The organism is Rhizobium sp. WYCCWR 11128 (assembly GCF_013416305.1).
In the GTDB taxonomy this organism is placed as follows: Bacteria; Pseudomonadota; Alphaproteobacteria; order Rhizobiales; family Rhizobiaceae; genus Rhizobium; species Rhizobium indicum.
In genome coordinates, this window is sequence record NZ_JACCEZ010000001.1 from 1,291,333 (window position 1) to 1,317,513 (window position 26,181).

At 62.0% G+C, this 26,181-nt stretch carries 26 protein-coding genes; 5 read left to right on the top strand and 21 right to left on the bottom strand.

Annotated elements, in window-relative coordinates; all coding sequences use genetic code 11:
• Window positions 1–8 precede the first annotated feature (8 nt).
• Window positions 9–803 carry a transporter gene (locus tag HX898_RS06255; RefSeq protein WP_246697897.1) on the top strand — a complete coding sequence of 265 codons (795 nt, stop codon included), beginning with the start codon at window positions 9–11 and terminating at the stop codon, window positions 801–803.
• Between the two features lie 115 nt (window positions 804–918).
• On the opposite strand, the gene ntrC is transcribed toward HX898_RS06255, so the two are convergent.
• The 3 genes from ntrC to dusB are packed head-to-tail and all read right to left on the bottom strand — an operon-like array spanning window position 919 to window position 4,534.
• Window positions 919–2,370 (bottom strand): nitrogen regulation protein NR(I), encoded by a 1,452-nt coding sequence (ntrC, locus tag HX898_RS06260; protein WP_003539347.1) that lies wholly within the window; start codon window positions 2,368–2,370, stop codon window positions 919–921.
• Window positions 2,367–3,521, bottom strand: a complete 1,155-nt coding sequence (locus HX898_RS06265; RefSeq protein ID WP_138389259.1) for a nitrogen regulation protein NR(II) — start codon at window positions 3,519–3,521, stop codon at window positions 2,367–2,369. Before HX898_RS06265 ends, ntrC begins: the two co-directional genes overlap by 4 nt.
• Entirely contained in the window at window positions 3,518–4,534 is a 1,017-nt protein-coding gene (gene dusB / locus HX898_RS06270; protein WP_173883528.1) for a tRNA dihydrouridine synthase DusB, read from the bottom strand. The genes HX898_RS06265 and dusB overlap by 4 nt, the downstream gene beginning before the upstream one ends.
• A 145-nt stretch (window positions 4,535–4,679) precedes the next feature.
• Here dusB and HX898_RS06275 point away from each other — a divergent pair, with 145 nt between their 5' ends.
• A complete protein-coding gene (locus tag HX898_RS06275; RefSeq protein ID WP_171598833.1) occupies window positions 4,680–5,897 on the top strand; it encodes a bifunctional 2-C-methyl-D-erythritol 4-phosphate cytidylyltransferase/2-C-methyl-D-erythritol 2,4-cyclodiphosphate synthase in 1,218 nt (405 codons plus the stop codon).
• On the top strand, window positions 5,894–6,397 hold the full coding sequence (locus HX898_RS06280) for a CinA family protein (protein WP_171598834.1): 504 nt from the start codon (window positions 5,894–5,896) through the stop codon (window positions 6,395–6,397). Before HX898_RS06275 ends, HX898_RS06280 begins: the two co-directional genes overlap by 4 nt.
• A gap of 14 nt (window positions 6,398–6,411) precedes the next feature.
• On the opposite strand, the gene HX898_RS06285 is transcribed toward HX898_RS06280, so the two are convergent.
• The 15 genes from HX898_RS06285 to HX898_RS06355 form a co-directional block, all read right to left on the bottom strand.
• Window positions 6,412–6,864 carry a type II toxin-antitoxin system RatA family toxin gene (locus HX898_RS06285; RefSeq protein WP_129420805.1) on the bottom strand — a complete coding sequence of 151 codons (453 nt, stop codon included), beginning with the start codon at window positions 6,862–6,864 and terminating at the stop codon, window positions 6,412–6,414.
• A 9-nt stretch (window positions 6,865–6,873) separates the two neighbouring features.
• A complete protein-coding gene (locus HX898_RS06290; protein WP_281411917.1) occupies window positions 6,874–7,176 on the bottom strand; it encodes a hypothetical protein in 303 nt (100 codons plus the stop codon).
• Window positions 7,177–7,239: 63 nt separating this feature from the next.
• The gene (lipA, locus tag HX898_RS06295) at window positions 7,240–8,211 is read right to left on the bottom strand and encodes a lipoyl synthase (protein ID WP_138329602.1); all 972 of its coding nucleotides are present in this window, start codon (window positions 8,209–8,211) and stop codon (window positions 7,240–7,242) included.
• Window positions 8,212–8,259: 48 nt separating this feature from the next.
• Complete coding sequence (locus HX898_RS06300; RefSeq protein WP_003539331.1) at window positions 8,260–8,508, bottom strand: GlsB/YeaQ/YmgE family stress response membrane protein; 249 nt, start codon at window positions 8,506–8,508, stop codon at window positions 8,260–8,262.
• A 37-nt stretch (window positions 8,509–8,545) separates the two neighbouring features.
• Complete coding sequence (locus tag HX898_RS06305) at window positions 8,546–8,800, bottom strand: GlsB/YeaQ/YmgE family stress response membrane protein (protein WP_003539329.1); 255 nt, start codon at window positions 8,798–8,800, stop codon at window positions 8,546–8,548.
• Window positions 8,801–8,897: 97 nt separating this feature from the next.
• The gene (lpdA, locus tag HX898_RS06310) at window positions 8,898–10,346 is read right to left on the bottom strand and encodes a dihydrolipoyl dehydrogenase (protein WP_180194242.1); all 1,449 of its coding nucleotides are present in this window, start codon (window positions 10,344–10,346) and stop codon (window positions 8,898–8,900) included.
• Between the two features lie 16 nt (window positions 10,347–10,362).
• Window positions 10,363–10,944: a GNAT family N-acetyltransferase gene (locus HX898_RS06315; RefSeq protein ID WP_138329606.1), complete on the bottom strand. Its 582-nt coding sequence runs from the start codon at window positions 10,942–10,944 to the stop codon at window positions 10,363–10,365.
• A gap of 2 nt (window positions 10,945–10,946) precedes the next feature.
• Window positions 10,947–11,588, bottom strand: a complete 642-nt coding sequence (locus tag HX898_RS06320; RefSeq protein ID WP_180194243.1) for an SGNH/GDSL hydrolase family protein — start codon at window positions 11,586–11,588, stop codon at window positions 10,947–10,949.
• 19 nt (window positions 11,589–11,607) lie between these two features.
• Window positions 11,608–12,957, bottom strand: a complete 1,350-nt coding sequence (locus HX898_RS06325) for a pyruvate dehydrogenase complex dihydrolipoamide acetyltransferase (RefSeq protein ID WP_180194244.1) — start codon at window positions 12,955–12,957, stop codon at window positions 11,608–11,610.
• Window positions 12,958–12,972: 15 nt separating this feature from the next.
• On the bottom strand, window positions 12,973–14,358 hold the full coding sequence (locus tag HX898_RS06330; RefSeq protein ID WP_171598836.1) for a pyruvate dehydrogenase complex E1 component subunit beta: 1,386 nt from the start codon (window positions 14,356–14,358) through the stop codon (window positions 12,973–12,975).
• 15 nt (window positions 14,359–14,373) lie between these two features.
• Window positions 14,374–15,420 carry a pyruvate dehydrogenase (acetyl-transferring) E1 component subunit alpha gene (gene pdhA / locus HX898_RS06335; RefSeq protein ID WP_180194245.1) on the bottom strand — a complete coding sequence of 349 codons (1,047 nt, stop codon included), beginning with the start codon at window positions 15,418–15,420 and terminating at the stop codon, window positions 14,374–14,376.
• A 145-nt stretch (window positions 15,421–15,565) separates the two neighbouring features.
• Complete coding sequence (locus tag HX898_RS06340) at window positions 15,566–15,886, bottom strand: septum formation initiator family protein (RefSeq protein ID WP_017988232.1); 321 nt, start codon at window positions 15,884–15,886, stop codon at window positions 15,566–15,568.
• 136 nt (window positions 15,887–16,022) lie between these two features.
• Window positions 16,023–17,297, bottom strand: coding sequence for a phosphopyruvate hydratase (gene eno / locus HX898_RS06345; protein ID WP_033182549.1), 1,275 nt, complete (start codon window positions 17,295–17,297; stop codon window positions 16,023–16,025).
• Window positions 17,298–17,446: 149 nt separating this feature from the next.
• Complete coding sequence (gene kdsA / locus HX898_RS06350; RefSeq protein WP_138389266.1) at window positions 17,447–18,292, bottom strand: 3-deoxy-8-phosphooctulonate synthase; 846 nt, start codon at window positions 18,290–18,292, stop codon at window positions 17,447–17,449.
• The gene (locus tag HX898_RS06355) at window positions 18,289–19,182 is read right to left on the bottom strand and encodes a VOC family protein (protein ID WP_180194246.1); all 894 of its coding nucleotides are present in this window, start codon (window positions 19,180–19,182) and stop codon (window positions 18,289–18,291) included. Before HX898_RS06355 ends, kdsA begins: the two co-directional genes overlap by 4 nt.
• Before the next feature lie 198 nt (window positions 19,183–19,380).
• Between HX898_RS06355 and lexA the strand changes: the two genes are divergently transcribed.
• Window positions 19,381–20,100 (top strand): transcriptional repressor LexA, encoded by a 720-nt coding sequence (gene lexA / locus HX898_RS06360; protein WP_062943637.1) that lies wholly within the window; start codon window positions 19,381–19,383, stop codon window positions 20,098–20,100.
• Here the strand turns inward: lexA and HX898_RS06365 are convergent.
• The gene (locus tag HX898_RS06365) at window positions 20,081–22,513 is read right to left on the bottom strand and encodes a ComEC/Rec2 family competence protein (RefSeq protein ID WP_180194247.1); all 2,433 of its coding nucleotides are present in this window, start codon (window positions 22,511–22,513) and stop codon (window positions 20,081–20,083) included. The genes lexA and HX898_RS06365 overlap by 20 nt on opposite strands.
• A gap of 290 nt (window positions 22,514–22,803) precedes the next feature.
• Here HX898_RS06365 and gltA point away from each other — a divergent pair, with 290 nt between their 5' ends.
• Window positions 22,804–24,093 carry a citrate synthase gene (gltA, locus tag HX898_RS06370; protein WP_003539304.1) on the top strand — a complete coding sequence of 430 codons (1,290 nt, stop codon included), beginning with the start codon at window positions 22,804–22,806 and terminating at the stop codon, window positions 24,091–24,093.
• A gap of 30 nt (window positions 24,094–24,123) precedes the next feature.
• On the opposite strand, the gene lpxB is transcribed toward gltA, so the two are convergent.
• A complete protein-coding gene (gene lpxB, locus HX898_RS06375; protein ID WP_138329620.1) occupies window positions 24,124–25,302 on the bottom strand; it encodes a lipid-A-disaccharide synthase in 1,179 nt (392 codons plus the stop codon).
• Window positions 25,299–26,180 (bottom strand): LpxI family protein, encoded by an 882-nt coding sequence (locus HX898_RS06380; RefSeq protein ID WP_180194248.1) that lies wholly within the window; start codon window positions 26,178–26,180, stop codon window positions 25,299–25,301. The genes lpxB and HX898_RS06380 overlap by 4 nt, the downstream gene beginning before the upstream one ends.
• Window position 26,181 lies beyond the last annotated feature (1 nt).

The following is a 26,181-nucleotide window of genomic DNA, read 5'->3' on the forward strand; positions in this document are numbered from 1 at the left end:
TGAAGCTCATGATTTTTCGGCTGATGCAGCTTGCCGCGGCGCTGGTTCTGTCATCAGGTGCAGCCAACGCCCAGTCGAGCGAAGAACTCGCGAAGAAGCTGTCGAATCCGATCGCTTCGCTGATCAGCGTCCCGTTCCAGTTCAACTATGACCACGGCTACGGTCCCGAAGATGGTGACAAGGCAACGCTGAACATCCAGCCTGTCATTCCATTCTCTCTGAACGAGGACTGGAACCTCATATCGAGGACCATCCTCCCGGTCACATGGCAGAACGACATCGCCGGGCCATCAGGAACGCAGTTCGGTCTCGGCGACACGTTGCAGAGTTTCTTTCTCTCCCCTGCTAAACCGACGGAGACCGGTATCGTCTGGGGTGCCGGACCGGTGTTCCTCCTTCCCACCGCGACCGACGAGCTCCTCGGTGGCGGCAAATGGGGCGCTGGACCGACAGCAGTCGTTCTCAAACAGGACGGCCCCTGGACTTACGGCATTCTTGGGAACCACATCTGGTCGTTCGCTGGTCAAAGCGACCGGGAAGATGTGAGTTCGACGTTCCTCCAGCCGTTCATCTCCTACACGACCAAGGACGCCTGGACGTTCTCGCTGAATACTGAGTCCACCTATAACTGGGAAACGAACAATTGGTCGGTGCCAATCAACTTCGCAGTCGCCAAGCTGATCACCATCGATAAGCAGCCGATCAGTCTGACGGCAGGTATCCGCTATTGGGCAGACGCTCCGGAGAACGGCCCGGAAGGACTTGGCTTCCGGCTCGCGCTCACGTTCCTCTTTCCAAAGTGAATTCGCAGATCGACGATGCGCTCGGCCGAACGGTATTGCGTGGAACGCTGATGGATGAGGATCAGAGAGCGATCTTCTCAGACCTCACTGCAGCACCGTGCAAGCCCGAACAGGCTCAGGCGGTGCGGGAACTCCTGTAGACCGAGACGCCAAGTTCCCTGATCTTCTTGCGCAAGGTGTTGCGGTTGAGACCGAGAAGATCGGCCGCCTTGATCTGGTTGCCGCGCGTCGCCGTCAGGGCGGCGAGGATCAGCGGATATTCCATTTCGGTCAGCACACGGTCATAGAGGCCGGGCGGCGGCAGATTGTCCCCGAAGCCTGCGAAATAGCTGCGCATGTTCTCCTCGACGGCTTGCGCGATCGTCATCGAGCCGCTGCGCATCGGCCCCTTGTCGATCGGGCTGTCGGGCACGTCGGAACGCAGTTCCGCGTCGATGATCTCGCGGGTGATCACATCCTGCGGATAGAGCGCCATCAGGCGGCGGATGAGGTTCTCCAGTTCGCGGACGTTGCCCGGCCAGGCATAGGCCTTCATCAGTTCGAGCGCTTCCTGATCGAAGCGTTTGGAGCCGAGGCCTTCCTTTTCCGCCTGCTGGATGAAATGGCGCACCAGATCGGGAATGTCCTCGGCGCGGTCGCGCAGCGGCGGCAGGCGCAGCGGCACGACATTGAGGCGGTAATAGAGATCCTCGCGGAAGAGGCCCTGGTTGATCGCCTGCTTCAGGTCCTTGTTGGTAGCGGCGACGATGCGCACATCGGTGCGGATCGGCGTGCGGCCGCCGACGGTGGTATATTCGCCCTGCTGCAGGACGCGTAAGAGCCGCGTCTGGGCGTCCATCGGCATGTCGCCGATCTCGTCGAGGAAAAGCGTGCCGCCCTCGGCCTGCTCGAAGCGGCCGGTCGATCGGGTCTGGGCGCCGGTGAAGGCGCCCTTCTCATGGCCGAAGAGTTCGGATTCAATCAGGTCGCGCGGGATCGCCGCCATGTTGATCGCGACAAACGGGCCGTTGCGGCGCTTGCCGTAATCGTGCAGCGCGCGGGCGACGAGCTCCTTGCCGGTGCCGGATTCGCCGGTGATCATCAGCGTCAGGTCAGTCTGCATCAGGCGGGCAAGCACGCGGTAGATTTCCTGCATCGCCGCCGACCGGCCGACGAGCGGCATGCCGTCCTGCATGTCGTCTTCAAGCTTGGCGGGCTTGCGCTTCGGCTCGGCCAGCGCACGGCCGATGATGCCGATCAGCTCGGTGAGATCGAAGGGCTTCGGCAGATAGTCGTAGGCGCCCTTTTCCGAGGCCTTGATGGCAGTCATGAAGGTGTTCTGGGCGCTCATGACGAGGACAGGCAGGTCGGGCCGCGCCTTCTTGATGCGCGGCAGCAGATCGAAGGCGTTCTCGTCGGGCATCACCACATCGGTGACGACCAGATCGCCCTCGCCTGCCGAAATCCAGCGCCAGAGGGTAGCGGCGTTGGAGGTGATGCGAACGTCATAACCGGCGCGGCTCAAAGCCTGGTTGAGCACGGTCCGGATGGCCGCATCATCATCTGCAACGAGGATCGTGGCTGTCATCGAGAAGGTCCTGTCGAGCTTGCTATAGAGGCGTCTTCGAGCGAGGCGTCCTTCGACGCCGGCATGAGAACGCGGAATGTCGTGCGGCTGTTCTGGCTATCGCATTCGATGATGCCGCCGTGATCGCCGATGATCTTGGCGACCAGCGCCAGGCCGAGGCCGCTGCCGTTCGGCTTGGTGGTGATGAAGGGATCGAAGAGGTGCGGCAACAGATCGAGGGGAACGCCGGGGCCGTTGTCGTGGACGCAGAATTCCAGCGGCAGCGAGATCTTTTCGCGCGTGCCGGCGACCGAAAGACGGATGCCGGGGCGATAGGCCGTCGTCAGCATGATCTCGCCGTCCGACCGATCGCCGACCGCTTCGGCGGCGTTCTTCACCAGATTGAGAAAGACCTGAACGAGCTGGTCGCGATTGGCATAGACGGCTGGCAGCGACGGGTCGTAACTCTCGGTGACCCGGATGTTGCGAGCAAAACCCGCCTTGGCGACGGCCTTCACATGATCGAGCACGGAATGGATGTTGACCGGCATGCGGTCCACAGGGCGTTCGTCGGAAAAGACTTCCATCCGGTCGACCAGCGAGACGATGCGATCGGTCTCGTCGCAGATCAGCCGGGTCAGCGCCCGATCGTCGTCGTCCGCAGATTGTTCGAGCAGCTGGGCGGCGCCGCGGATGCCGGAGAGCGGGTTCTTGATCTCGTGCGCCAGCATCGAGGCAAGGCCGGTCACCGAGCGGGCGGCGGCGCGATGCGTCAGCTGCCGGTCGATCTTGTCGGCCATCGACCGTTCCTGAAAGACGATGACGACGGCGCCGGGCTCGCTGAGCACAGGGGCGACGTAGAGATCGACGAGCTTATCCTGGCCCAGGCGAGGCGAACTCAGGTCGACGCGATATTCGTTGACCGGCGCCTTGCGCTCGCGCACCTGGTCGATCAGGGCAAGCAGCGGGCTGCCGAAGGGAATGAAGGTCGAGATGCGGTAACGTGCCAGATGCGAGGCGCTGGCGCCGAAAAAGGCCTCCGCCTCCCAATTGGCGAAAACGACGAAGCCGGATTCGTCGACCATGACGACGGGGTTCTGGATGGCGTTCAACACGGCCATGGCGACGGTCCCGCCGGTGTGATCGGACGGAGATGTCATATCCTTCTTCATGCCGCCTCCCGGCTGTCGACAACACTGGTTGCCAATGCATCGTAAAGACGCGCGGCCACCTCGCGCGGATCGCGCGAGGTCATAATCTCCGCCTTTTCAGCGCCCAACAGAGCCGGCGCGAAACGCTGGAGATACCAGCCAAGATGCTTGCGGGCGTGGCGGATTGCCACCGCTTCGCCGTAGAAATCCAGCATCATCCGGTAATGCTCGACGGCGATATCGGCGATCTCCTGCGGTAGCGGCTCGGGCGCCCCTGATATGACGCCGGCATGCCATGGCCTGCCCTGGCAGCCCCTGCCGATCATCACGGCATCGGCGCCGGAGCGGCGTAATATTTCCTGCGCATCGCCTGCGGTTTCGACATCGCCATTGGCGATCAGCGGAATGGAGATCACCTCGCGGACGGCGCGGATCGCATCCCAATCGGCCCGGCCTTCATAGAATTGCATGCGGGTGCGCCCATGAATGGTGACAAGCTGGATGCCGGCCGCCTCGGCGCGGTGCGCAATGTCAGGCGCGTTGATCGAATTCTCGTCCCAGCCGAGGCGCATCTTCAGCGTCACAGGAATGTCGACGGCCTTGACCGTCGCCTCGATGAGACCGAGCGCGTGATCGGGATCGCGCATCAGCGCCGAGCCGGAATAACCGCCGATCACCTTCTTTGCCGGGCAACCCATGTTGATGTCGATGATATCGGCGCCGTGATCGGCGGCGATCTTGGCTGCCTCCGCCATCCAATGCGCCTCGCGCCCGGCAAGCTGCACCATATGCGGCCGGAAGCCCGCAGCCCTCAGCCGCGACCAGGATTCGGCCGTGTCATTGACCAGCTCGCGGCTCGCCACCATTTCGGTGACGACGAGGCCGGCGCCGAAGCGCCAGGCAAGCTCGCGGAAGGGCATATCCGTGACGCCGGACATCGGCGCCAGTACAACGCGGTTCCGCACGGACACGGGTCCGATTTGGAAAGGCGCTGCGAGGTCCTTGGAAATCAAATGATTATCTTTCGGGCACACAATAGAACTGCATTATTTTTAGCCACTATTCCCTGGCTTGCCAAGGGGGCTGGAACCGGAATTGATATTTTTCGGGCAGATGCTGGAAAAGGCCAAAGCAAGACGTTAGAGCACTCCGGTCAATTCCGCATAATTTAGGGGATTTATGCTGCAAATGCCTTCTAAGCAACCGATATCGGCTGGAATTGTCATTGTTGCCGCCGGCCGCGGCGAGCGCGCGGGATCATCCAAGGAAGGCCCGAAGCAATATCGCATGATCGGCGGCAAGCCGGTTATCGTGCATACGCTTGAAAACTTCATGACATGGGAAGCGGCAACTGAGATCGTCGTCGTCATCCATCCCGATGACGAGGCGCTGTTTGCGAGAGCCTTCCGCCACATCATCTCGGCAACGCCGATCGAAACGGTGCATGGGGGTGCGACCAGGCAGCAATCCGTGCTTGCAGGCCTCAGATACCTCAAGGACAAGCAAATCAGCCATGTGCTGATCCATGATGCCGTGCGGCCGTTCTTCGATCATGCGCTTCTCGATCGCATCGCCGAGAGCCTTGATGCCGGCGCGCAGGCGGTCCTGCCGGCGATCCCGGTCACCGATACGCTGAAACGCGCCGACAACACAGGCACCGTGCTGACGACGGTTTCACGCGAGCATCTTTACGCTGCGCAGACGCCGCAATCCTTCGCCTTCGAAACGATCCTCGAGGCGCATGAGAAAGCGGCGGCGAGCGGACGAAGCGACTTTACCGACGATGCCTCGATCGCCGAATGGCTGGGCATTCCGGTGACGATCGTCGAGGGCACGGCCGACAACGTCAAGCTGACGGTCAAAGACGATATCGCCATGGCCGACGACAAGCTCTCGTCTTCGCTGCTTCCAGACGTGCGCACGGGCAACGGCTACGACGTGCACCAGCTCGTCGCGGGCGATGGCGTAACGCTCTGCGGCGTGTTCATTCCGCATGACCAGAAGCTGAAAGGTCACTCCGATGCCGACGTTGCGCTGCATGCGCTGACGGACGCGCTGCTCGCCACCTGCGGCGCCGGCGATATCGGCGATCATTTCCCGCCGTCCGACCCGCAATGGAAGGGCGCGCCTTCGCGGATCTTCATCGAGCATGCCGCCCGGATCGTGCGCGAGCGCGGCGGCACGATCATGAATGCCGACGTCTCGTTGATCGCCGAGGCACCGAAGGTCGGCCCGCATCGCGACGCCATGCGGACGAAACTGTCGGATTATCTCGGCATCGATATCGAGCGTTGCTCGGTCAAGGCGACGACCAACGAGACGATCGGCTTCGTCGGCCGGCGCGAAGGCATCGCGGCGATCGCCACGGCGACCGTCGTCTATCGCGGGAGGAAATGATGAGCCTTTTTCCCGACGATATCCTTTCGACGGCGGAGACGATCATCCGTGACTTTACGGCTGCAGGGCTGATGATCTCGACCGCCGAATCCTGCACCGGCGGGCTGATCGCCGGGGCGCTGACGGAGATTTCGGGTTCGTCAGCCGTCGTCGACCGCGGCTTCGTCACCTATACGAATAGCGCAAAGATCGAGATGCTCGGTGTGCAGGCGGAAACGCTGCTGCGCTTCGGGGCGGTCTCCGAGGAAACGGCGCGGCAGATGGTGCATGGCGCCCTCTTCCGCTCACGCGCCGGGATCGCCGTTGCCGTCACGGGCATTGCCGGCCCCGGCGGCGGATCGGCGGAAAAGCCGGTCGGCCTGGTGCATCTTGCCGCTAAATCGCGTTCCGGCGCGCTCATCCATCGGAAAATGCTTTATGGCGATATCGGCCGCAGCGAGGTCCGGGTGGCGACGATCAGGACGGCGCTGGAGATGGTGCGCTCGCTCCTTGCTGCCTGACGCGGGTTCGCGCATCAAACCGGCGTGTAGATCCTGTTTGCCCTGGTCTCGAAGGCTTCGGTGAACATGCGGAAGGCGCGGTCGAACATCGAGCCCATCAGCGCGCCCAAGATACGGCTCTTGAACTCGTAGTCGATGAAGAAATCGACGGTGCAGCCGCCGGACGGGATCTCGGCGAAGTGCCAGCGATTGTCGAGATATTTGAACGGGCCATCGATATATTTGACCTCGATGACGTGTTCGGCCCGGTTGAGCAGCACCTGTGTCGTGAAGGTCTCGCGGATCGCCTTATAGCCGACCGTCATGTCGGCGACGAGCAGGATCTTGCCGTCGCGCTCCTTGCGGCTCCTGATGGCGAGCGCTTCGCAGAGCGGCAGGAATTCCGGATAACGCTCGACATCGGCGACGAGATCGAACATCTGCTCGGGCGTGTGCGGGACGGGACGGTGCGTTTCGAATTGCGGCATAAGCGGCAATTAATCGGGCCGGCCGAGAAGATCAAGAAGCTCGCGCATCTGGCGACGGGATTTTAGCTGAAGGACCGGCACGTCAGGGCCATGTGCGGCGATGCCGGCGACCAGGCGCGGCGCAAATTTCTCCTCGAAGGTCCAGATGAAGCGGAGGAATTCCCAATCGACCTTCTCGATGCAGCCCGGCGCCATTTCCGGTCGGGTACGGCCGATCCATTTCGCCCAACGGCTGATCGCGCCCCAGATGCAGAGAAGCCGGGGCATGCGGACCCAGACGACGAAATTGGTGCGCGGCAGCCGAATGTCCAAGGAGGACGGGTTCGTGCCGCGGCGAAAATCGCCGCGGTGCAATCAAAAAGCAAGTGATGGATCTTATTCGGCTGCGATCAACAGCTTCTTCTCGCGCGCCGCTCTCAGCCGGGCAAAATCGTCGCCGGCATGGTGAGAAGAGCGGGTCAGCGGGCTGGAGGCGACCATCAGGAAGCCCTTGCTGTAGGCGACCGTCTCGTAGGATTTGAACTCGTCGGGCGTGACGAAGCTTTCGACCTTGTGGTGCTTGCGGGTCGGCTGCAGGTACTGGCCGATCGTCAGGAAGTCGACATCGGCTGTGCGCAGATCGTCCATCAGCTGGAGGACTTCGTTTCGCTCTTCGCCAAGACCGACCATGATGCCCGATTTGGTGAACATGGTGGGATCGAGTTCCTTCACCCGCTGCAGCAGACGGACGGAATGGAAGTATCGGGCGCCGGGGCGAACCGTCAGATAATTGCCGGGCACCGTTTCCATATTGTGATTGAATACGTCGGGCTTGGCGGCGACGACGCGTTCCAGCGCACCGGGTTTCTTCAGGAAGTCGGGTGTCAGGATCTCGATCGTCGTCAGCGGCGAGGCCGCACGGATTGCCCAGATCACCTTTTCGAAGTGTTCGGCGCCGCCGTCCTCCAGGTCGTCACGGTCGACCGAGGTGATGACGACGTGGGATAGGCCCATCTCCTTGACCGCCTTGGCGACATTCTCCGGCTCGGCCATGTCGAGCGCATTCGGCTTGCCGGTGGCGACGTTGCAGAAGGCGCAGGCGCGGGTACAGATCTCGCCCATGATCATGAAGGTCGCGTGCTTCTTGTCCCAGCACTCGCCGATATTCGGGCAGCCGGCCTCCTCGCAGACGGTGACGAGCTTGTGCTCCTTCACAATCGCACGGGTCTCGGCATAACCCTTGGAGGTCGGCGCCTTGACGCGAATCCAGTCCGGCTTGCGCATGACTTCCGTGTCCGGCCGATGCGCCTTCTCCGGATGCCGCACGCGCTTGGCGTCGGGATTGATCGTATCGAGGATGGTCACCATTGCAGTTTCAGCCTTCTACCGCCCCTATGCGGCAAATCTCATTCGGATCTAGCGCCGCACCAGCCGCGCAAGGAATATCAACAAGCAGGCGCCGAGGAAACCCGTCACGAAATAGCCGAGCCGCCCGCCGACCACCTCGAGATGAAACTGCGCGAGGATGGCGCTTGCGACGACCGAGCCGACAATGCCGAGCACGATATTCAGGAAAATCCCGTATCGCGCTTCCATCAGCTTGCCGGCGAGCCAGCCCGCAAGCCCGCCGATAATGATTGCCGAAATCCAGCCGACGCTTTCCATGCCTTCCCCTACCCTCAAGTTGGCCCTCAGTTACGCCTCAAGCGACCGCTCTTGCGATCAGAACCACAATGATGGCGCCGACGGTGGCGTGGATGATCTGCACGACCAGCGCGTTTTCAATGCCCAGCGAAATGCCGAGCGCGCTGAACAGATAGCCGCCGACGAAGGCGCCGATGATGCCGCTCAGCAGGCATCTTATCAGCCCGCCGCCACCGACGACCAGGCTTGCGAGGAAGCCTGCAACCAGGCCGATCAGCAAAAACACCAGCAACGCCTGCGTCTCCATAGACATGATGATTTCCTTTCTTGTTTTCCATCCCCCCGGAGTGGCTTTCCACTCCGGGGGGATGGCTTTGCCACCCCGTGATACAGGGCGGATTTGGAAATTATCAAGCGTTCAGCACGCGGCCGTAAGCATCGAGCACCGCTTCCTTCATCGATTCCGACACGGTCGGATGCGGGAAGATCGTGTGCATCAGCTCTTCCTCGGTCGTTTCGAGGTTCATCGCGACGACGAAGCCCTGAATGAGCTCGGTGACTTCGGCGCCGACCATATGGGCGCCGAGCAGTTCGCCGGTCTTCTTGTCGAAGATCACCTTCACCATGCCCTGGTCTTCGCCGAGCGCGATCGCCTTGCCGTTCGCTGCGAAGGAGAAGCGGCCGACGCGGATGTCGCGGCCGAGTTCCTTGGCCCTCGCTTCGGTGATGCCGACGGAGGCGACCTGCGGATTGCAATAGGTGCAGCCCGGGACCTTGCCCTTGTCGGTCGGATGGACATTGGGAAGGCCGGCGATCTTTTCGACGCAGACGACGCCCTCATGCTCTGCCTTGTGCGCCAGCATCGGCGGGCCGGCGACATCGCCGATCGCATAGATGCCGGCGATATTGGTCTTGCCGTAGCCGTCGATGACGACGCAGCCGCGGTCGGTCTTGACGCCGAGCGCTTCGAGGCCGAGGTTTTCGATATTGCCCTGAACGCCGACGGCCGAAATCAACCGGTCGGCAGTGATCTGCTGCACCTTGCTATCGGCCGTCTCGACATGAGCGGTGACGCTGCCGGCACCCTTCTCAACCTTCGAAACCTTGGCGCTGGTGAAGATCTTGAGGCCACGCTTTTCAAGCTGCTTGCGGGCGATCGCCGTGATCTCGGCATCCTCTACCGGCATGATGGTCGGCATGACTTCGACGACCGTGACGTCGACGCCCATCGAGCGATAGAAGCTGGCGAATTCGATGCCGATCGCGCCCGAGCCCATGACGATCAGCGATTTCGGCAGAACATCCGGCTTCAGCGCCTCGAAATAGGTCCAGATCAGCTTGCCATCCGGCTCGATGCCGGGCAGCGCGCGCGGACGGGCGCCTGTGGCGATGATGATATGCTTGGCGGTATAGGTACCCTCGCCGCTCTTGACGTTCTTCGGCAGCGGGTGCTGCGGCTCGACGACGGGCTTCGACGACTTGCCGACGACGACCTCTCCGGGCTTGGTGATCTTTGCCTCGCCCCAGATGATGTCGATCTTGTTCTTCTTCATCAGGAAGCCGACGCCGGCATTCAGACGAGCGGAGACGGCGCGCGAGCGGCCGACGACGGCCTTGGCATCCGGCTTGACCGTGCCTTCGAGAACGAGGCCGAAATCCTTGAAGTGATTGGCGTGGTCGAGCACCTCGGCCGAGCGCAGCAGCGCCTTGGTCGGGATGCAGCCCCAGTTCAGGCAGATGCCGCCCATATGCTCGCGCTCGACGATCGCGGTCTTGAGGCCGAGCTGGCTGGCACGGATGGCAGCGACATAGCCGCCAGGACCCGAACCGATGATGATGACGTCGTAGGATTCAGCCATGTGTTTCCTGCCTTTGTTACGCTGCGCTGCGGGTCATGAGCACCCACGCATGTCTCTTGCTGTTTTCGAAGAGCGGCACGGCATCGGCGCGCGCAGCCTCCAGGAATCCGTTTCTTCCATAAAGCGACAAAGCCGCTTCGTTGTCGCTGGCGGTGATCAGGCTGACGGGCCGCCGATCGGCCCTTTCGATCTGATCGTCCAGCAGCCTGCGTCCGATGCCGATGCCGCGCAGATGGCGATAGACTCCGAGACTGCCGATGAACCAGCTTCCGACCACCGTCTTCTGCAAGACAAGCATCGGTGCGGTTGCCGGAATAGTCGCCTCGATATCGCCTATCCCCTCACCCAGCGCATGTCCGATCGCCACACCCGCGACCTCGCCATAGGCCTCGGCAATGACGGCATCCCGCCAGCCGCCGACAGCCTCCTCCTCGCCCATCTTCAGCCGGCCCTGCTCCAGCGGCGTGTCGCTCACGCCGTTTTCCACACCGGCAAACCAGAGCCAGGAGGCAAAACCGCGCGATGCGATATCCGCCAGAATCGCCAGCTCCGAGGCATCCCGCCGTGAGGCCTGCCGGAGGGCGATGAAGGAGGTCATGCTCAGATCCCCAGCATCATCCGCACGATCGATTCCAGCCCGCGTCCAAGCGCACGCGTATTCTCCGCATCGAGGTGAATGCCGTCGATCGGTGTGGTCTTGGCGACCGAATTGCCGTCGAAGAAGCCACAACCGAGTTCGTCGGCAAGATCACGATAAAGCGTTGCAAGCTTTGCCGATTCCTCGATGCCGCCGGGAAACGATGCGGCGAAGGGCACATTGCCCGTCGCGCGGATCGCCGGCGGCGCCACGATCAAAATCTCCGGCCCATCGAATTCGAAGGGCCAGGCATGATTGCGGATCAGCCGCACGAGCCGGCTGATGCCCTGGCATGCGGCAAAGGCCGAGCCTGCCACGACCGGCTTCATGTCATTGGTGCCGAGCAGAAGGATGACGAGGTCGAGCGGTGCATGCGTTTGCAGGATCGTCGGCAGGATGCGCGCACCGTTGCGGTCGCAATCGGCGAGATGGTCGTCGAAAGCGGTGGTGCGACCGTTCAAGCCTTCGGCGATGATACGCGCGTCACCGCCGAGCGCTGCCTGAAGCACGCTCGGCCAGCGATTCTTGTGATCATGACGGCCGATCGTCTCGGCGTCATAACCCCAGGTCAGCGAGTCACCATAGCAAAGAACGGTCTTGGTCATTTCCGCCTCCGCGACGCTATCAGACAAGCATGCCCATCGGGTTCTCGATGTAGCCCTTGAAGGCCTGGAGCAGCTCGGCGCCGAGCGCGCCATCGACGCAGCGATGGTCGGTCGAGAGCGTGACTGACATCACGGTGGCAATCGCCATTTCGCCCTTCTTGACGACGACCCGCTGTTCGCCGGCGCCGACCGCGAGGATCGTCGCATGAGGCGGATTGACGACGGCTGCGAAGTTCTTCACGCCCATCATGCCCATGTTCGAGACCGAACTGGTGCCGCCCTGATATTCCTCAGGCTTCAGCTTGCGGTCCTTGGCCCGCTTGCCGAGATCGCGCATCTCGTTGGAGATCGTCGACAGGGTCTTTTCCTCGGCCTTGCGGATGATCGGGGTGATCAGGCCGCCGGGGATCGAGACAGCAACGCCGACATCGGCGTGCTTGTGCTTGACCATGTTGCTGTCGGTCCAGGAGACATTGGCATCCGGAACGTCGCGCAGCGACAGTGCCATGGCCTTGATGACCATGTCGTTGACCGAGAGCTTGTAGGCCGGAGCGTTGTCCTTGCGCGGAGCTGCATCGTTCAGCTGGGCGCGCAGCGCCAGCAACGCATCGAGCTCGCAATCGACGCTGACGTAGAAATGCGGGATCGTCTGCTTGGATTCGACCAGGCGCCTGGCGATCGTCTTGCGCATACCGTCATGCGGCACGAGCTCGTAAGAGCCCGGCTCGAAAAGCTTGAGCACGGCTTCCTCGGACGCGCCCTTCGGTGCGGCAGCGGCCGGAGCCTGCGCGGCGGCAGCGGGTGCGGGCGCCGCAGCAGCCTTGGCGCCGCCACCGGCAACGGCGGCCTCGATGTCGCTCTTGACGACGCGGCCGTGCGGGCCGGAGCCTGCGACTGCCGAAAGATCGATACCGGCTTCCTTGGCCAGCCTGCGGGCAAGCGGCGAAGAGAAGGCGCGGCTGCCATCAGATGAAGCTGAGGCGGTTGCGGCGGCGGCTACAGGAGCCGCAGCCGGAGTAGACTGGGCCGGAGCCGGTGCAGCTTCGGCCTTCGGCGCGGCTGCACCGTCAGCTTTCGGTGCCGGAGCGGCCGAACCCGCACTGCTTGCCGCAGCGGAGATATCCTCGCCATCGGCGGCGAGAACCGCAATCAGCGCATTGACCTTGACGCCTTCGGTGCCGGCGGCAACGACGAGCTTGGCGACCGTGCCTTCATCGACGGCTTCGACTTCCATCGTCGCCTTGTCGGTCTCGATCTCGGCGATCACATCGCCGGACTTGACCTTGTCGCCTTCCTTGACCAGCCATTTGGAAAGATTGCCTTCCTCCATGGTCGGAGAGAGGGCGGGCATCGTGATATTGATCGGCATCGAAACACCCTCCCCTTATTTGTAGCAAACAGCCTTCACCGCATCGACCACTTCGCCGACGTTCGGAAGGGCGAGCTTTTCGAGATTGGCGGCGTAAGGCATCGGAACGTCCTTGCCTGCGATCGTCAGGATCGGCGCATCGAGATAGTCGAAGGCCTGCTGCATGACGCGGGTAGCGATTTCGGTGCCGACGGAAGACTGCGGATAGCCTTCCTCGACCGTTACCAGGCGGCCGGTCTTCTTCACCGATTCGATGACGGTCGGCAGGTCCATCGGGCGGATGGTGCGAAGGTCGATCAGTTCGACGTCGATGCCGATCTTCTCGAGTTCGGCGACAGCCTTGGTCGCATAGCTCATGCCGATGCCGAAGGAGACCACGGTGACGTCCTTGCCCGGACGATGGATGCGGGCCTTGCCGATCGGGAGAACGAAATTGTCGAGCTTCGGCACATCGAAGTGCTGGCCGTAGAGAATTTCGTTTTCGAGGAAAATGACTGGGTTCGGATCGCGGATCGCGGCCTTCAGCAAGCCCTTGGCGTCGGATGCCGTATAGGGCATGACGACCTTCAGGCCGGGAATGGCGCTATACCAGGCAGCATAATCCTGGCTGTGCTGGGCGCCGACGCGGGCCGCTGCACCATTCGGGCCGCGGAAGACGATCGGAGCACCCATCTGGCCGCCGGACATATAAAGCGTCTTGGCAGCGGAGTTGATGATCTGGTCGATCGCCTGCATGGCGAAGTTGAAGGTCATGAATTCGACGATCGGGCGAAGGCCGGCCATGGCGGCACCGACGCCGACGCCGGCAAAGCCATGCTCGGTAATCGGCGTATCGACGACGCGGCGGGGCCCGAATTCCTGCAGCAGCCCCTGCGTGACCTTGTAGGCGCCCTGATATTCGGCGACTTCCTCACCCATGACGAAGACGTTTTCGTCGGCGCGCATTTCCTCGGCCATGGCGTCGCGGAGCGCTTCGCGCACGGTCGTCGACACCATTTCGGTGCCGGCCGGGATTTCAGGGTCGTTCGGAACGACGGCCTTCGGCTCGGCCGGAAGCGGTGCGGAGGCAGAACCGGTGTTGGTCGGCTTCTCTTCCTGGGCAACTTCCGGAGCTGGTGCGGCGGCCGGCTTGGCGGCGGAAAGATCCGAGGCCGATTCGCCGTCCTGCAGCAGCACGGCGATCTTGGTGTTGACCTTGACGCCTTCGGTGCCGGCATCGACGAGCAGCTTGCCGATGATCCCTTCATCGACGGCTTCGACTTCCATCGTCGCCTTGTCGGTTTCGATTTCGGCAATCACGTCGCCGGAGGTGACCTTGTCACCTTCCTGCTTCAGCCATTTGGACAGTGTGCCTTCTTCCATGGTCGGAGAGAGGGCGGGCATGAGGATATCGATAGGCATGGGTTCCCTCCCCGATTAGAGCAGAATGTCGGTATAGAGCTCGGATGCATCCGGCTCCGGATCGGCCTGGGCGAAGTCGGCGCTGTCGGCGACGATGTCGCGGACATCCTTGTCGATCGCCTTCAGATCGTCTTCGGAAGCCCAGCCCTTTTCGATGAGACGTGCCTTCACCTGTTCGATCGGATCCTGCTCGGAGCGCATCTTCTGCACTTCCTCCTTGGAGCGATACTTCGCCGGATCGGACATCGAGTGACCACGATAACGATAGGTCAGCATTTCGAGGATGATCGGGCCTTTGCCGGAGCGGCAATGTTCGAGCGCCTCGTCGGCCGCCGCCTTGACGGCGCGAACGTCCATGCCGTCGACCTGAATGCCCGGGATGCCGAAGCCGGATCCGCGAAGCGAGTAGTTCGACTGCGCGGTGGCGCGGGCGGTCGAGGTACCCATGGCGTAACGGTTGTTCTCGACGATATAGACGATCGGCAGCTTCCAGAGAGCAGCCATGTTGAAGCTCTCGTAGACCTGGCCCTGGTTGGCAGCGCCGTCGCCGAAATAGGCGATGGAGACATTGTCGTTGCCGCGGTAGCGGTTTGCGAAGGCAAGACCCGTTCCGAGCGAGACCTGGGCGCCAACGATGCCATGACCGCCGTAGAAATGCTTCTCTTTCGAGAACATGTGCATCGAGCCGCCCTTGCCATGGGAATAGCCGCTGCGGCGCCCGGTCAGTTCCGCCATGACGCCACGCGCTTCCATGCCGGTTGCCAGCATATGGCCGTGATCGCGATAGGCGGTGATGACCTGGTCGCCATCCTTCTGCGCCATCTGCATGCCGACGACGACAGCTTCCTGACCGATGTAGAGGTGACAAAAGCCGCCGATGAAGCCCATGCCGTAAAGCTGACCGGCCTTCTCCTCGAAGCGGCGGATCAGCAGCATCTCGCGATAGGCCTTCAGCTCTTCATCGCGATCGAAGTCGGCTACCGGGCCTCCATTCGATGCTTTGGCTGCCGGTTTTGCTGCAGTTTTGCGGCTGGAAACGGTCGCGGTCTTTCGCGGCGCCATTCAACCCTCCCTATGGGTTTGTCGTTTCTTGGTGGCGCGTACCATAGGGAAGAAATATGACCACAGCAATGCCATAATTGCATGGCTCGTATTCGGCGCTAAATTGTTGGAAAAACTAGGAAAATTCCAATTAACCTGTTTCCGGTTAATTGGAATAGTGGTTGAATACGACGATCTCGTCCGCGCGCGACATGTTGAGCTGATAACGCGCTTTTTCGTCCAGCATATCCTTGTCGAGCGAGCCGTCACTCAGGAGCGCGACCTGATTTTCCAGATGTTCGCGCTTCGCCTTCAAGACCGCAAGCTCTTTTTCGCGGGCGACACGCTGACGCTCGAACGTCTCCGTCGCGCGCAGGCCGTAATCGCCATGAATGCAATGATAACCGAAATAGGAGAGGAAGGCGACCGTCATGGCCGGAATGACGAAGCGACCGATCTTTCTCTTCTTATGATGCTTTGTCCACATACACGCATGCTCTTGAACGCATTACCAATTCGTTCAATCTAACGCGCAGAGATTAACCGTTCGTTGACTCTAAAAAACGGGCAACAAAAAACCCGCGCCGGGAGGCGCGGGTCAAGCCATTAGAAATCAGATCCGATCAGCCGCGAATGATCGAGCGGCCGGCATACTGGGCCTGCGGGCCGAGGCCCTCTTCGATGCGGATCAACTGATTGTACTTGGCAAGACGGTCGGAACGCGACAGCGAGCCGGTCTTGATCTGACCGCAGTTGGTGGCGACCGCGAGATCGGCGATGGTCGAATCTTCGGTCTCGCCGGAGCGGTGGGACATGACGGCGGTATAGGCCGCCTTGTGCGCCGTGTTGACGGCATCGAGCGTCTCCGTCAGCGTGCCGATCTGGTTGACCTTGACGAGGATCGAGTTGGCGACGCCCATGCGGATGCCGTCGCGAAGACGGGCGGAGTTGGTGACGAAGAGATCGTCGCCGACGAGCTGGGTCTTCTTGCCGGCCAGGTCGGTCAGCGTCTTCCAGCCATCCCAGTCGTCTTCGGCCATGCCGTCCTCGATCGAGATGATCGGATACTTGGCGGCGAGCTCGGCCAGGTATTCGGCCATGGCGCCCGACTCCAGCGTGCGGCCTTCACCTTCGAGTACGTATTTGCCGTCCTTGAAGAATTCGGTCGAGGCGCAGTCGAGGCCGAGGCACATGTCGTCGCCCGGCTTGTAGCCGGCTTTCTCGATCGACTTCATGATGAAGTCGAGAGCTTCCGGCGCGCTCTTCAGGCCGGGTGCGAAACCGCCTTCATCGCCGACATTGGTGTTATGGCCCTGCGCGGCAAGTTCCTTGCGCAGCGTATGGAAGACTTCCGAACCCATGCGCACGGCTTCGGCGATCGAATCGGCGCCGACCGGCAGAATCATGAATTCCTGGAAATCGATCGGGTTGTCGGCATGAGCACCACCATTGATGATGTTCATCATCGGCACCGGCAGAAGGCTGGCGGAAGCGCCGCCGACATAACGGTAGAGCGGCAGGCCGGACGCCTGGGCCGCAGCCTTGGCAACGGCGAGCGATACGCCGAGGATGGCGTTGGCACCGAGGCGCGACTTGTTCGGCGTGCCGTCCAGCTCGATCATGATGTTGTCGATCTGGATCTGGTTTTCGGCGTCGATACCGCCGATCGCGTCGAAGATCTCGGTGTTGGCGGCTTCGACCGCCTTTTCGACACCCTTGCCGAGGTAGCGCTTGCCGCCGTCACGCAGTTCGACCGCTTCATGCGCGCCCGTCGAGGCGCCCGAGGGAACCGCCGCGCGGCCCATGCTGCCATCTTCGAGATAGACATCGACTTCGACGGTGGGGTTGCCACGGCTATCGAGAATCTCGCGGGCGATGATATCGGTGATTGCAGTCATGGGTTCTTCCTGCTCGGTGGGTGATAAATGGTTCGAAACCTGTCTTAGTCGAAGGCGTGCAAATTACAATGCTGCAATAGCCTTCGGACCAGCGTTCGGATGTGGCCTATAGTACGATCATGTCAGACTGTTGAACGTCAAGCTGAACCTTAGGCCTTGGCGACCGCATCGAAGGCAAGCAGCTTTTCGAGAAGCCGCGGCATGTCCTTGAGATAGACCATGTTCGGGCCGTCGGAAGGGGCATTGTCGGGGTCCTGATGGGTTTCGACGAAGACACCAGCAATACCGGCAGCCACAGCGGCGCGCGCCAGGGTTTCCACGAATTCCCGCTGACCGCCGGAGGATTCGCCCTGGCCGCCCGGCTGCGCCACGGAATGGGTCGCATCGAAGATAACGGGCGCGCCCATCGCCGCCATGATCGGCAACGAACGCATGTCGGAAATCAGCGTATTGTAGCCGAATGAGGCGCCGCGCTCGCACAGCAGCACGTTCGGATTGCCGCTGGCATTGAGCTTCTTCAGGACGTTCTTCATATCCCAGGGAGCGAGGAACTGGCCCTTCTTGACATTGACGACGCGGCCGGTCTTGGCGGCGGCGATAAGAAGGTCGGTCTGGCGGCAAAGGAAGGCCGGGATCTGCAGGACATCGACGACCTTTGCCACCTCCCCGCATTGCTCGGCGGTATGAACGTCGGTCAGGACGGGAAAGCCGAATTCCTTCTTGAGGTCGGCAAAGACCTCCATGCCCTTTTCGATCCCGATACCGCGTTCGGCCGAAAGCGAGGTCCGGTTCGCTTTGTCGAAGGAGCTCTTGTAGACGAGGCCGATGCCGAGCTTTCCGCAAAGCTCTTTCAGCGTGCCGGCAACCATGAAGGCGTGGTCGCGGCTCTCCATCTGGCAGGGACCGGCAATCAGCGACAGGCGGCCGGTATTGGAAAAAGTGACCTGGCCTTGGCCTTCGCCGATCCTGACTTCGGAATTCGTATCAGTGCTCATCGTGTTTCCTCGAAGGCGAAGAGCGTGCCCTGCCCGGGCGCGGGCTTCACCAGAATGCGATTGTTCTTGCGCGTGTATGTCACCCCGTTAGCAGCCAAATGCGCTTCTGTCACGGCAAGATCGGCGACAGTGAAGAGGATTGCCCGGCCGCGCAGGCCGCGATCTGCGGATGAGCCGGCGATGTCGAAATAGGCCTCCAGCCCTTCCGGCGTCATCAGGCTGATTTTCGCATTCGATGCTGCGATATTGACGCCGAACCCGGTCTTCTCGACTGCCGATTGCGCCACGGCAAGGCTGACGAAGGCAGCGAAGGCGGCCGGCTCCGGCGTGCAAAGCGCGATCTCGATTAGGCCGGTGACGCCATTGGCATGCGTCTCCAGCGCGGCGCGGTCAGCCGGCAGCGTGACGCGCTCGACGGTGAAGAGCAGGAGATCAGGCGCGCGCAGGTCGCCGGCGAAAGCCAGCTTGAAGCCGGCAATCGTCTCGGAACCGTCCGGCATCGTCATCGGCCGGGTGAACTGCAGCATCTCGCCGGCGCTCGATCCGTTGCCGACGAAATTCTGATGATCGATGCCGGCATCCTTGCTGCCGAAAGCCAGCCCCGAAAGCCCCTCCTCGCCACAGCGGAAGCGAAAGGCCTGGTTGCGGGCGGTGAAGACATTGCCTTGCCGCGCTGATGCCTCGCTCTCCTCGACGCTCGCAATCCCGAGCGGCTCCAGATAGGTCTTGTCGGCAAAGAAGACGCAGGCATTCTCCGTTCCGAAGGGATGGCGCGCATCGGCGGCAACAGTGAAGCCGAGCTTGCCGAGCCTCTCGCGCGCCAGATCGATATTGACGACCGGCAGCACGACATGATCCAGCGGGTGCGGTTTGGCGGAGTGCTCGTTCATGATATCCCCCTCTCCTAACACGGCAGAGATGTGTGAGAGTGCCGCCCAAGGCAAGACTTGTGTGCCAATCCGGCGAATGAAAATAAAAATCTCAACGAGTTGGCGCCAAGTTTTACGGAAATTTAGCTACTTGCGGAACACATATGGAACATATAGTGTCTGTTCTGGATTTGTTTCAATCACGAGGTCACAACGTCGATGCTCACGCGCAAACAACAGGAGCTTCTCCTTTTCATTCATGAGCGCATGAAGGAATCCGGCGTTCCGCCATCTTTCGACGAAATGAAGGATGCCCTGGACCTCGCCTCCAAGTCCGGGATTCATCGCTTGATTACGGCGCTGGAGGAGCGAGGCTTCATTCGCCGCCTACCGAACCGCGCCCGCGCGCTTGAGGTCATCAAGCTTCCGGAGGCCTACAGCCCCAGCATTCAGCCCCGGCGCGGCTTTTCGCCGAGCGTCATCGAGGGCAGCCTCGGCAAACCGCAGCCGGTCACCGCCCCTGCTCCCGCAAAGCCCGTCGCCGACAACGGCAACTCGGTCTCCGTGCCGGTCATGGGCCGAATCGCTGCCGGTGTGCCGATCTCGGCGATCCAGAACAATACCCACGACATCGTCGTTCCGGCCGACATGCTCGGCTCCGGTGAACATTATGCGCTGGAGGTCAAGGGCGATTCGATGATCGACGCAGGCATCTTCGACGGCGACACCGTGATCATTCGCAACGGCAGCACCGCAAGTCCTGGCGACATCGTCGTTGCTCTCGTCGACGACGAAGAAGCGACACTCAAGCGCTTCCGCCGCAAGGGCGCCTCGATCGCGCTGGAGGCCGCCAACCCGGCTTACGAGACCCGGATTTTCGGGCCGGACCGTGTCAAGGTTCAGGGTAAACTCGTCGGTCTCATTCGCCGCTATCACTGACATTGGCTAGGCCCGATTCGGTAAAGCTGTTGCTGCGCCAGTCATAGGCGCGATGGCGCATCCATGGCCGCGACAATGCATCGAATGCGGTTGCGACCTCCAGGCCGGCGTCCGTGAAGCGCAACTCGATGGATCCGGTCCTGCGCAGCGTCTCACCGGTGAAGAGCGTCGCACCCGAGCGGCAGCTGTTGAAGCGAAGGCGGACCGAGGTCACGACGATATCGGCCGCGTCGCATGCCGGACCGAGATAGGCGGCATTGTCGATGACAGCAACCACCTGACCATTGGCGAGCCTTGATGTGCACCAGGCCTTCTTGACGCAGGAAAAGCGGTTTGCGTCACCGCCCGCTGTGGCCGCCCGCATCGCGGTCCTTGCTTCGTTCTGCTGATCGCGGGAAAGCCTGACGCGGCGGTCTTCTCCCTCAGGCGGGATAGCAGGACCATCCAGCATCTTCGGCGGATCATGCCTCGGCAGGACCAGCGCTCTCTGCCACTGGTCGAAGATGAAATCCGGCGGTCTTTCACGGTTGGACGCCATGGCTGCCGCCTCGACGATTGCGACGAGACTGCCATCCTCCGAAATCACCAAATCCGGCGGACGGGGACCCGGCAGAAGCAGCAGGATGAGCGTTGCGACCGCGATGATCGATGTGCCGACATGGCGCAACCGGGTGCGGAGCAGCGTCAGCAGCAGAAAGCCTGCCACGGCGACGGCGAAATACCAGGCGGGCAAGCGGCCGACGTCTATATTGCCATCCCAGCCGGACACCGTCTTTGCGACCGCGATCACCAGATCGAGGCCGAATCCCACCACCTTCCAAGGCAAAACGTCCAGGCCGAAAGGCATGAGCAGCATCGCCAGCAGGCCGGCCGGCATGATGATGAAGGAGATGATCGGCATTGTCGCGAGGTTTGCCGGCAGGCCGTAGGCGGTCAGGCGATGAAAATGCTCGATCGAAAACAGCGCGGTGGAAAAACCGCCGATCAGCGAGGTCAGGAAGATGCCGCCGAAGAAGCCCGCAACCGTAACGAATGGCCTGATGATCGGCAGCTTCAGGAAGGCGTTTTCGCGGACGCGCCGGTCCTTCCACAGCTGATAGCCCGAGACCAGCGCCAATGTCGCTGCAAAAGACATCTGGAAGCTCGGACCCAAAACCTCGGACGGCGAAATGACGATGATGACGAGCGCGGAGAGAGCGACATTGCGCAGGCTGATCGACGGCCGGTCGAAGAAGACGGCAACCAACATGATGGCCATCATGATGAAGGCGCGTTCGGCAGAGACCGCAAAGCCCGAAATCAGGAAATAGGCGGTGACAGCGATGAGCGCGCCGGCGGCAGCGATCTTCTTCGTCGGGTAGGCCTCAGCAATGCCGGGAAAGAGGCTGAGCAGCATCCGGAAGCCGACGAAGAAGATGCCGGCCGACAGTGCCATGTTGAGGCCGGAGATGGCGATGATATGAGCCAGACCGGACTGGCGCAGCGCCTCCGTCGTCTCATTCGAGATGGCACGCCGCTCGTCCGTCACCAGAGCAGCGGCGAAAGCGCCGGTGTCGCCGGGCAGGATCGACCTTATGCGGTCACCAATGCCGCTGCGCAGCCGGTAGAGCCCTTCGAGCAGCGTTTCAGCCGTCGATCTGGCAGCCTGGGGACCAGCCTGCGCATCGACCTTCGTCGGTGCACCGTAGAAGAAGCCGTTGGCGCCGATGCCATCGAAATAGGCACCGAAGGAGAAGTCGTTGAGTTCGGGAAGTGCCGGACCTGCCGGCGGCGTCAGCCGCGCCCTGCCGGTAATGATATCGCCGATCTCGAAGGCCGCGTCCGCGCCGCGGGCGATGGCGGTGATGCGTTCCGGCCGCCGCTTCAGCTCCGGTGCCCTAGTGCCGGTGACCGCAAGAATGTAGCGCCACCGCCCGCGACCATCGCCTTCGCGCCGCTCGACACGGCCGGTCACCGTGGTCGTCACTGATGAATCGAGGATCACGGTCGAAGCCCGCCGGCTCTCGAACTGCGCCGTGACCATGCCGCAGACCACGAGCGAGAGCGCCAGCAGCGTTGCCCGCACTGCCGCCCGGCTGCGGCTGGCGATGAGAACCGCCACTGTCACCGCCGACAGGCAGAGCAGTGATGCAACGAGGGAAAAATCCGATGCCGCGAGAAACCAGACGGCTGACCCAGCGCCGAGGAAGACCGGCGAAAACAGCAGCAGGCGGCCATGGTCCGCCTCTTCGCCCAGCATGCGCATGCCGGCACGCAGCAATTGCGAGGCTGCGGCCGGCAGCCGGTGGCGCAATGGTGTCGCCGACTGCGTCCGTGTCGGTCGCGTCACCACGACAGGTGGTGAAAAACTGGAGGAGTCGGCAAGGCCTTCGCCTGCTTCCGGCCGCAATTCGACTGTCGTCAACTCCTGCATGAACCGCCCAAGCCCGGCTGCGAAGGCGGCCAGAATGCAACCTCCAATCAAATCCGGCAAGAATAATCGATTGAAATATGAGGGAAAATCGCGAGCGCCAAAAGACCAGTCGAATCATCAGCTTCCGATATGCGTGCGGCTCATCGCTGCAGTGCCTAAAAGGTGATACCGCAATGCACAAAATGCCATCACGGTAACTTGGCATTAGCTTCGCGATCATATAGCTATCGGTGAGGACGCTTAACCCCTATGGCGCTTTTATGGCGCCACCGCCATTTCGGAGGATCAGCATGACGGATCAAAGCGCTACAATAAAAATCGGTGACAAGTCTGTCGACCTTGCTGTCAAAAGCGGCACGATCGGCCCGAGCGTCATCGATATCGGTGCCCTCTACAAGAACACAGCTTCCTTCACCTACGATCCGGGTTTTACCTCGACCGCATCCTGTGAATCGAAAATCACCTACATCGACGGCGACGAAGGTGTCCTGCTGCATCGCGGCTATCCGATCGAGCAGCTCGCCGAGCACGGCGACTTCCTCGAGGTCTGCTACCTCCTGCTTTACGGCGAACTGCCGACCACCGTGCAGAAGAAGGATTTCGATTACCGCGTCACGCACCACACCATGGTGCACGAGCAGATGAGCCGCTTCTTCACTGGCTTCCGCCGCGATGCGCATCCGATGGCCGTCATGTGCGGCTGCGTCGGCGCGCTGTCGGCCTTCTATCACGACTCCACCGACATCACCGATCCGCACCAGCGCATGGTCGCCAGCCTGCGCATGATCGCCAAGATGCCGACGCTTGCCGCCATGGCCTACAAGTACCATATCGGCCAGCCCTTCGTTTATCCGAAGAACGACCTCGACTACGCCTCGAACTTCCTGCGCATGTGCTTTGCCGTGCCTTGCGAGGAATATGTGGTCAATCCGGTTCTTGCCCGCGCCATGGACCGCATTTTCATCCTGCATGCCGATCACGAGCAGAACGCCTCGACCTCGACCGTCCGTCTCGCCGGTTCGTCGGGTGCCAACCCGTTCGCCTGCATCGCCGCCGGCATTGCCTGCCTCTGGGGGCCCGCGCATGGCGGTGCCAACGAAGCAGCGCTCAACATGCTGAACGAAATCGGCACGGTCGATCGCATTCCGGAATATGTCGCCCGCGCCAAGGATAAGAACGATCCGTTCCGCCTGATGGGCTTCGGTCATCGCGTCTACAAGAACTACGATCCGCGCGCCAAGATCATGCAGAAGACGACGCATGAAGTGCTCGGCGAACTCGGCATCAAGGACGATCCGTTGCTCGAAGTGGCGATGGAGCTGGAGCGTATCGCGCTCACCGACGAATATTTCATCGAGAAGAAGCTCTATCCGAACATCGACTTCTATTCCGGCATCACGCTGAAGGCGCTGGGCTTCCCCACGACCATGTTCACCGTGCTCTTCGCGCTTGCCCGCACCGTCGGCTGGATCGCGCAGTGGAACGAGATGATCGAGGATCCGGAACAGCGCATCGGCCGTCCGCGCCAGCTCTATGTCGGCGAACCGAAGCGCGATTACATCCCGGTTTCGAAGCGCTGATCGCTTCCAACGACCCAAAAGAAAACCCGGTCAGAAACGACCGGGTTTTTTCTTTTTCAGCACGTCGAGAAGGATCTCGGCGGCGTGCTCGCCGGGCGGCTTTTCGGTCTGCATGCGTTGCCAGACGAGATCGTAGCCCTCGTTCATCGCCTTCAATTGGAACGTGTCGGCCGACAGCCGCTCCATCCAGCGCGCCAGGCTGGCGCCGCGGACGATCTCGTTCAGATATTCCGGCACGACGGCATAATCGGCGATGATATTGGGCAATGCGCCCGTCCATACCTTGATGCGCCGGGCGAGCAGGCGGATAATCCAATCCGTCTTGTAAACGGACACCGTCGGCACGCCGGCAAGGGCGAGTTCGAGGATCACCGTGCCGGAAGCTGCCATCGCCGCATCCGCCTCGGCAAGGGCCTTCCATTTCTGCGCCGGCCCGACCGCCACCTCCGGCGGCGTGGCCCAGCCGGCGACGAGCCCCTTCACCAGCGCTTCGTTGTGCGGCACGGTCGGCAGCAGGAATCGCATCGGGCCGTTGCGGGCGACAAGTTCCTTGGCCGCATCCTCGAAGAACGGCAGCAGTTTGGCGATTTCGGAGGATCTAGATCCAGGAAGCATCAGGATCGCCTTGCCGGCTCCCTCGACGGGTGCGCGCATGGCGCGCTGCCGCCGCGCTTCGAGCAGCGCCGGATCGGCGGTCAGGCGATGGCCGACATAGGTGGTCTCAGGCCCGCCGAGCGCACGCATTGTTGCCGGCTCGAAGGGCAGGACGGCGAGCACATGATCGACATAGGCGAGCATGCGCGTGGCGCGATATTCCTTCCAGGCCCAGACGCTCGGACAGACATAATTGACAACCGGCAGATCCGGCAGCGCGGTGCGGACACGCTTTGCGACGCGATGGGTGAAATCCGGGCTGTCGATGATCAGAAGAATATCCGGCCTTGCGGCGATGATGGCAGCCGTCGTCTGGCGGATCAGGGTATAGAGCCTTGGCAGCCGGCTCAGCACCTGGGTGATGCCCATAATCGACAGCTCGGAGAAATCGAACAGGGATCTCATGCCTTCGGCCTGGAGCCCCTCACCGCCGACGCCGACGAGTTCCACCGGTCCGCTATGAATCCGCTTCAGGGCGGCGATGAGATCGGCACCGAGCAGATCCCCCGACACCTCACCGGCAATGACGGCGATCTTCAACGGCGCCCCGTTCATTCGAGCCCCCATGCCGGCAGGCCGCGATCGATGCCGCAGACGAAAAGCCCGGCCTCATCGGCGGCTTTGATGACGGCGGCGCGATCGAGCACCAGCGAGCGGCCGGCCTCGACGGCGACGCCGGCAAGGCCGGCTTTCCTTGCGTTCAGGACCGTGGAAACGCCGATCGCCGGCAGGTCGGCGCGAATATCCTGCTGCGGTTTGCAGAGCTTGACCAGCGCGCCGCGGCGGCGCGGCGAGATGCGCCCGGCGGCTCTAAGATCCGCGACACGCTCCAGCATCTCGTCCGTGCCCTCAAGACCCTCCAGCGCGACGATACGCCCGCCGATGGCGACGGCGCCCTGCCCGACATCGAGCCGGCCGAGCATTTCGGCGGCTTGCGCCGCGCGGTTGATATCGCGCCGGTCTTCTTCGCCCGGTATCGCCGTGCCGAGCGGGCCGACGGCGGCAAGAAGGTCGGGGGCGATCTCATGGGCACCGACGACACGCCGGCCGTTTCCCTCGATCAGCCGGATCACCATCTGCAGCACCCTATCGTCGCCGCCGGACAGCAAGGTGCGGATCGTGGCCGGCATCTTCATCAGAGTGCGCAGCGTCGGGCGCACCTCGCGCCATTCCGGCCGGCGCCGCACGCTGCCGGACATGACGACACGGCCGATGCCGTAGCGGTTCAAGAGGCCCTCGAGTGCTGCAAAATCGCCGACGCCGATGACGGCATGGTCATACCCTTCCCAGCGCCGGTCGCTTTCGTCCTTCAGCGCGACGATGACGGGATTTTCGCCCGCCGCGCGCGCAGCTTCAGCAACATAAGAAGGCAGAAGGCCGCCGCCGGCGATGATCGCCAGCCGGCCCGCAGCGGTATCGCCGGAAAGAGTCACG

Bases quoted from the DNA above. Each gene is read 5' to 3' on its own strand.
- HX898_RS06325 (WP_180194244.1), bottom strand. From the start codon at position 12,957: ATGCCGATCAATATCACGATGCCCGCCCTCTCTCCGACCATGGAGGAA.
- HX898_RS06315 (WP_138329606.1), bottom strand. From the start codon at position 10,944: ATGACCTCCTTCATCGCCCTCCGGCAGGCCTCACGGCGGGATGCCTCG.
- HX898_RS06280 (WP_171598834.1), top strand. From the start codon at position 5,894: ATGATGAGCCTTTTTCCCGACGATATCCTTTCGACGGCGGAGACGATC.
- HX898_RS06255 (WP_246697897.1), top strand. From the start codon at position 9: ATGATTTTTCGGCTGATGCAGCTTGCCGCGGCGCTGGTTCTGTCATCA.
- kdsA (WP_138389266.1), bottom strand. From the start codon at position 18,292: ATGAGCACTGATACGAATTCCGAAGTCAGGATCGGCGAAGGCCAAGGC.
- ntrC (WP_003539347.1), bottom strand. From the start codon at position 2,370: ATGACAGCCACGATCCTCGTTGCAGATGATGATGCGGCCATCCGGACC.
- HX898_RS06285 (WP_129420805.1), bottom strand. From the start codon at position 6,864: ATGCCGCAATTCGAAACGCACCGTCCCGTCCCGCACACGCCCGAGCAG.
- HX898_RS06300 (WP_003539331.1), bottom strand. From the start codon at position 8,508: ATGGAAAGCGTCGGCTGGATTTCGGCAATCATTATCGGCGGGCTTGCG.
- pdhA (WP_180194245.1), bottom strand. From the start codon at position 15,420: ATGGCGCCGCGAAAGACCGCGACCGTTTCCAGCCGCAAAACTGCAGCA.
- gltA (WP_003539304.1), top strand. From the start codon at position 22,804: ATGACGGATCAAAGCGCTACAATAAAAATCGGTGACAAGTCTGTCGAC.
- HX898_RS06265 (WP_138389259.1), bottom strand. From the start codon at position 3,521: ATGAAGAAGGATATGACATCTCCGTCCGATCACACCGGCGGGACCGTC.
- HX898_RS06275 (WP_171598833.1), top strand. From the start codon at position 4,680: ATGCTGCAAATGCCTTCTAAGCAACCGATATCGGCTGGAATTGTCATT.
- HX898_RS06305 (WP_003539329.1), bottom strand. From the start codon at position 8,800: ATGTCTATGGAGACGCAGGCGTTGCTGGTGTTTTTGCTGATCGGCCTG.
- HX898_RS06340 (WP_017988232.1), bottom strand. From the start codon at position 15,886: ATGTGGACAAAGCATCATAAGAAGAGAAAGATCGGTCGCTTCGTCATT.
- HX898_RS06320 (WP_180194243.1), bottom strand. From the start codon at position 11,588: ATGACCAAGACCGTTCTTTGCTATGGTGACTCGCTGACCTGGGGTTAT.
- HX898_RS06365 (WP_180194247.1), bottom strand. From the start codon at position 22,513: ATGCAGGAGTTGACGACAGTCGAATTGCGGCCGGAAGCAGGCGAAGGC.
- lipA (WP_138329602.1), bottom strand. From the start codon at position 8,211: ATGGTGACCATCCTCGATACGATCAATCCCGACGCCAAGCGCGTGCGG.
- HX898_RS06355 (WP_180194246.1), bottom strand. From the start codon at position 19,182: ATGAACGAGCACTCCGCCAAACCGCACCCGCTGGATCATGTCGTGCTG.
- HX898_RS06330 (WP_171598836.1), bottom strand. From the start codon at position 14,358: ATGCCTATCGATATCCTCATGCCCGCCCTCTCTCCGACCATGGAAGAA.
- lexA (WP_062943637.1), top strand. From the start codon at position 19,381: ATGCTCACGCGCAAACAACAGGAGCTTCTCCTTTTCATTCATGAGCGC.
- eno (WP_033182549.1), bottom strand. From the start codon at position 17,297: ATGACTGCAATCACCGATATCATCGCCCGCGAGATTCTCGATAGCCGT.
- lpdA (WP_180194242.1), bottom strand. From the start codon at position 10,346: ATGGCTGAATCCTACGACGTCATCATCATCGGTTCGGGTCCTGGCGGC.
- lpxB (WP_138329620.1), bottom strand. From the start codon at position 25,302: ATGAACGGGGCGCCGTTGAAGATCGCCGTCATTGCCGGTGAGGTGTCG.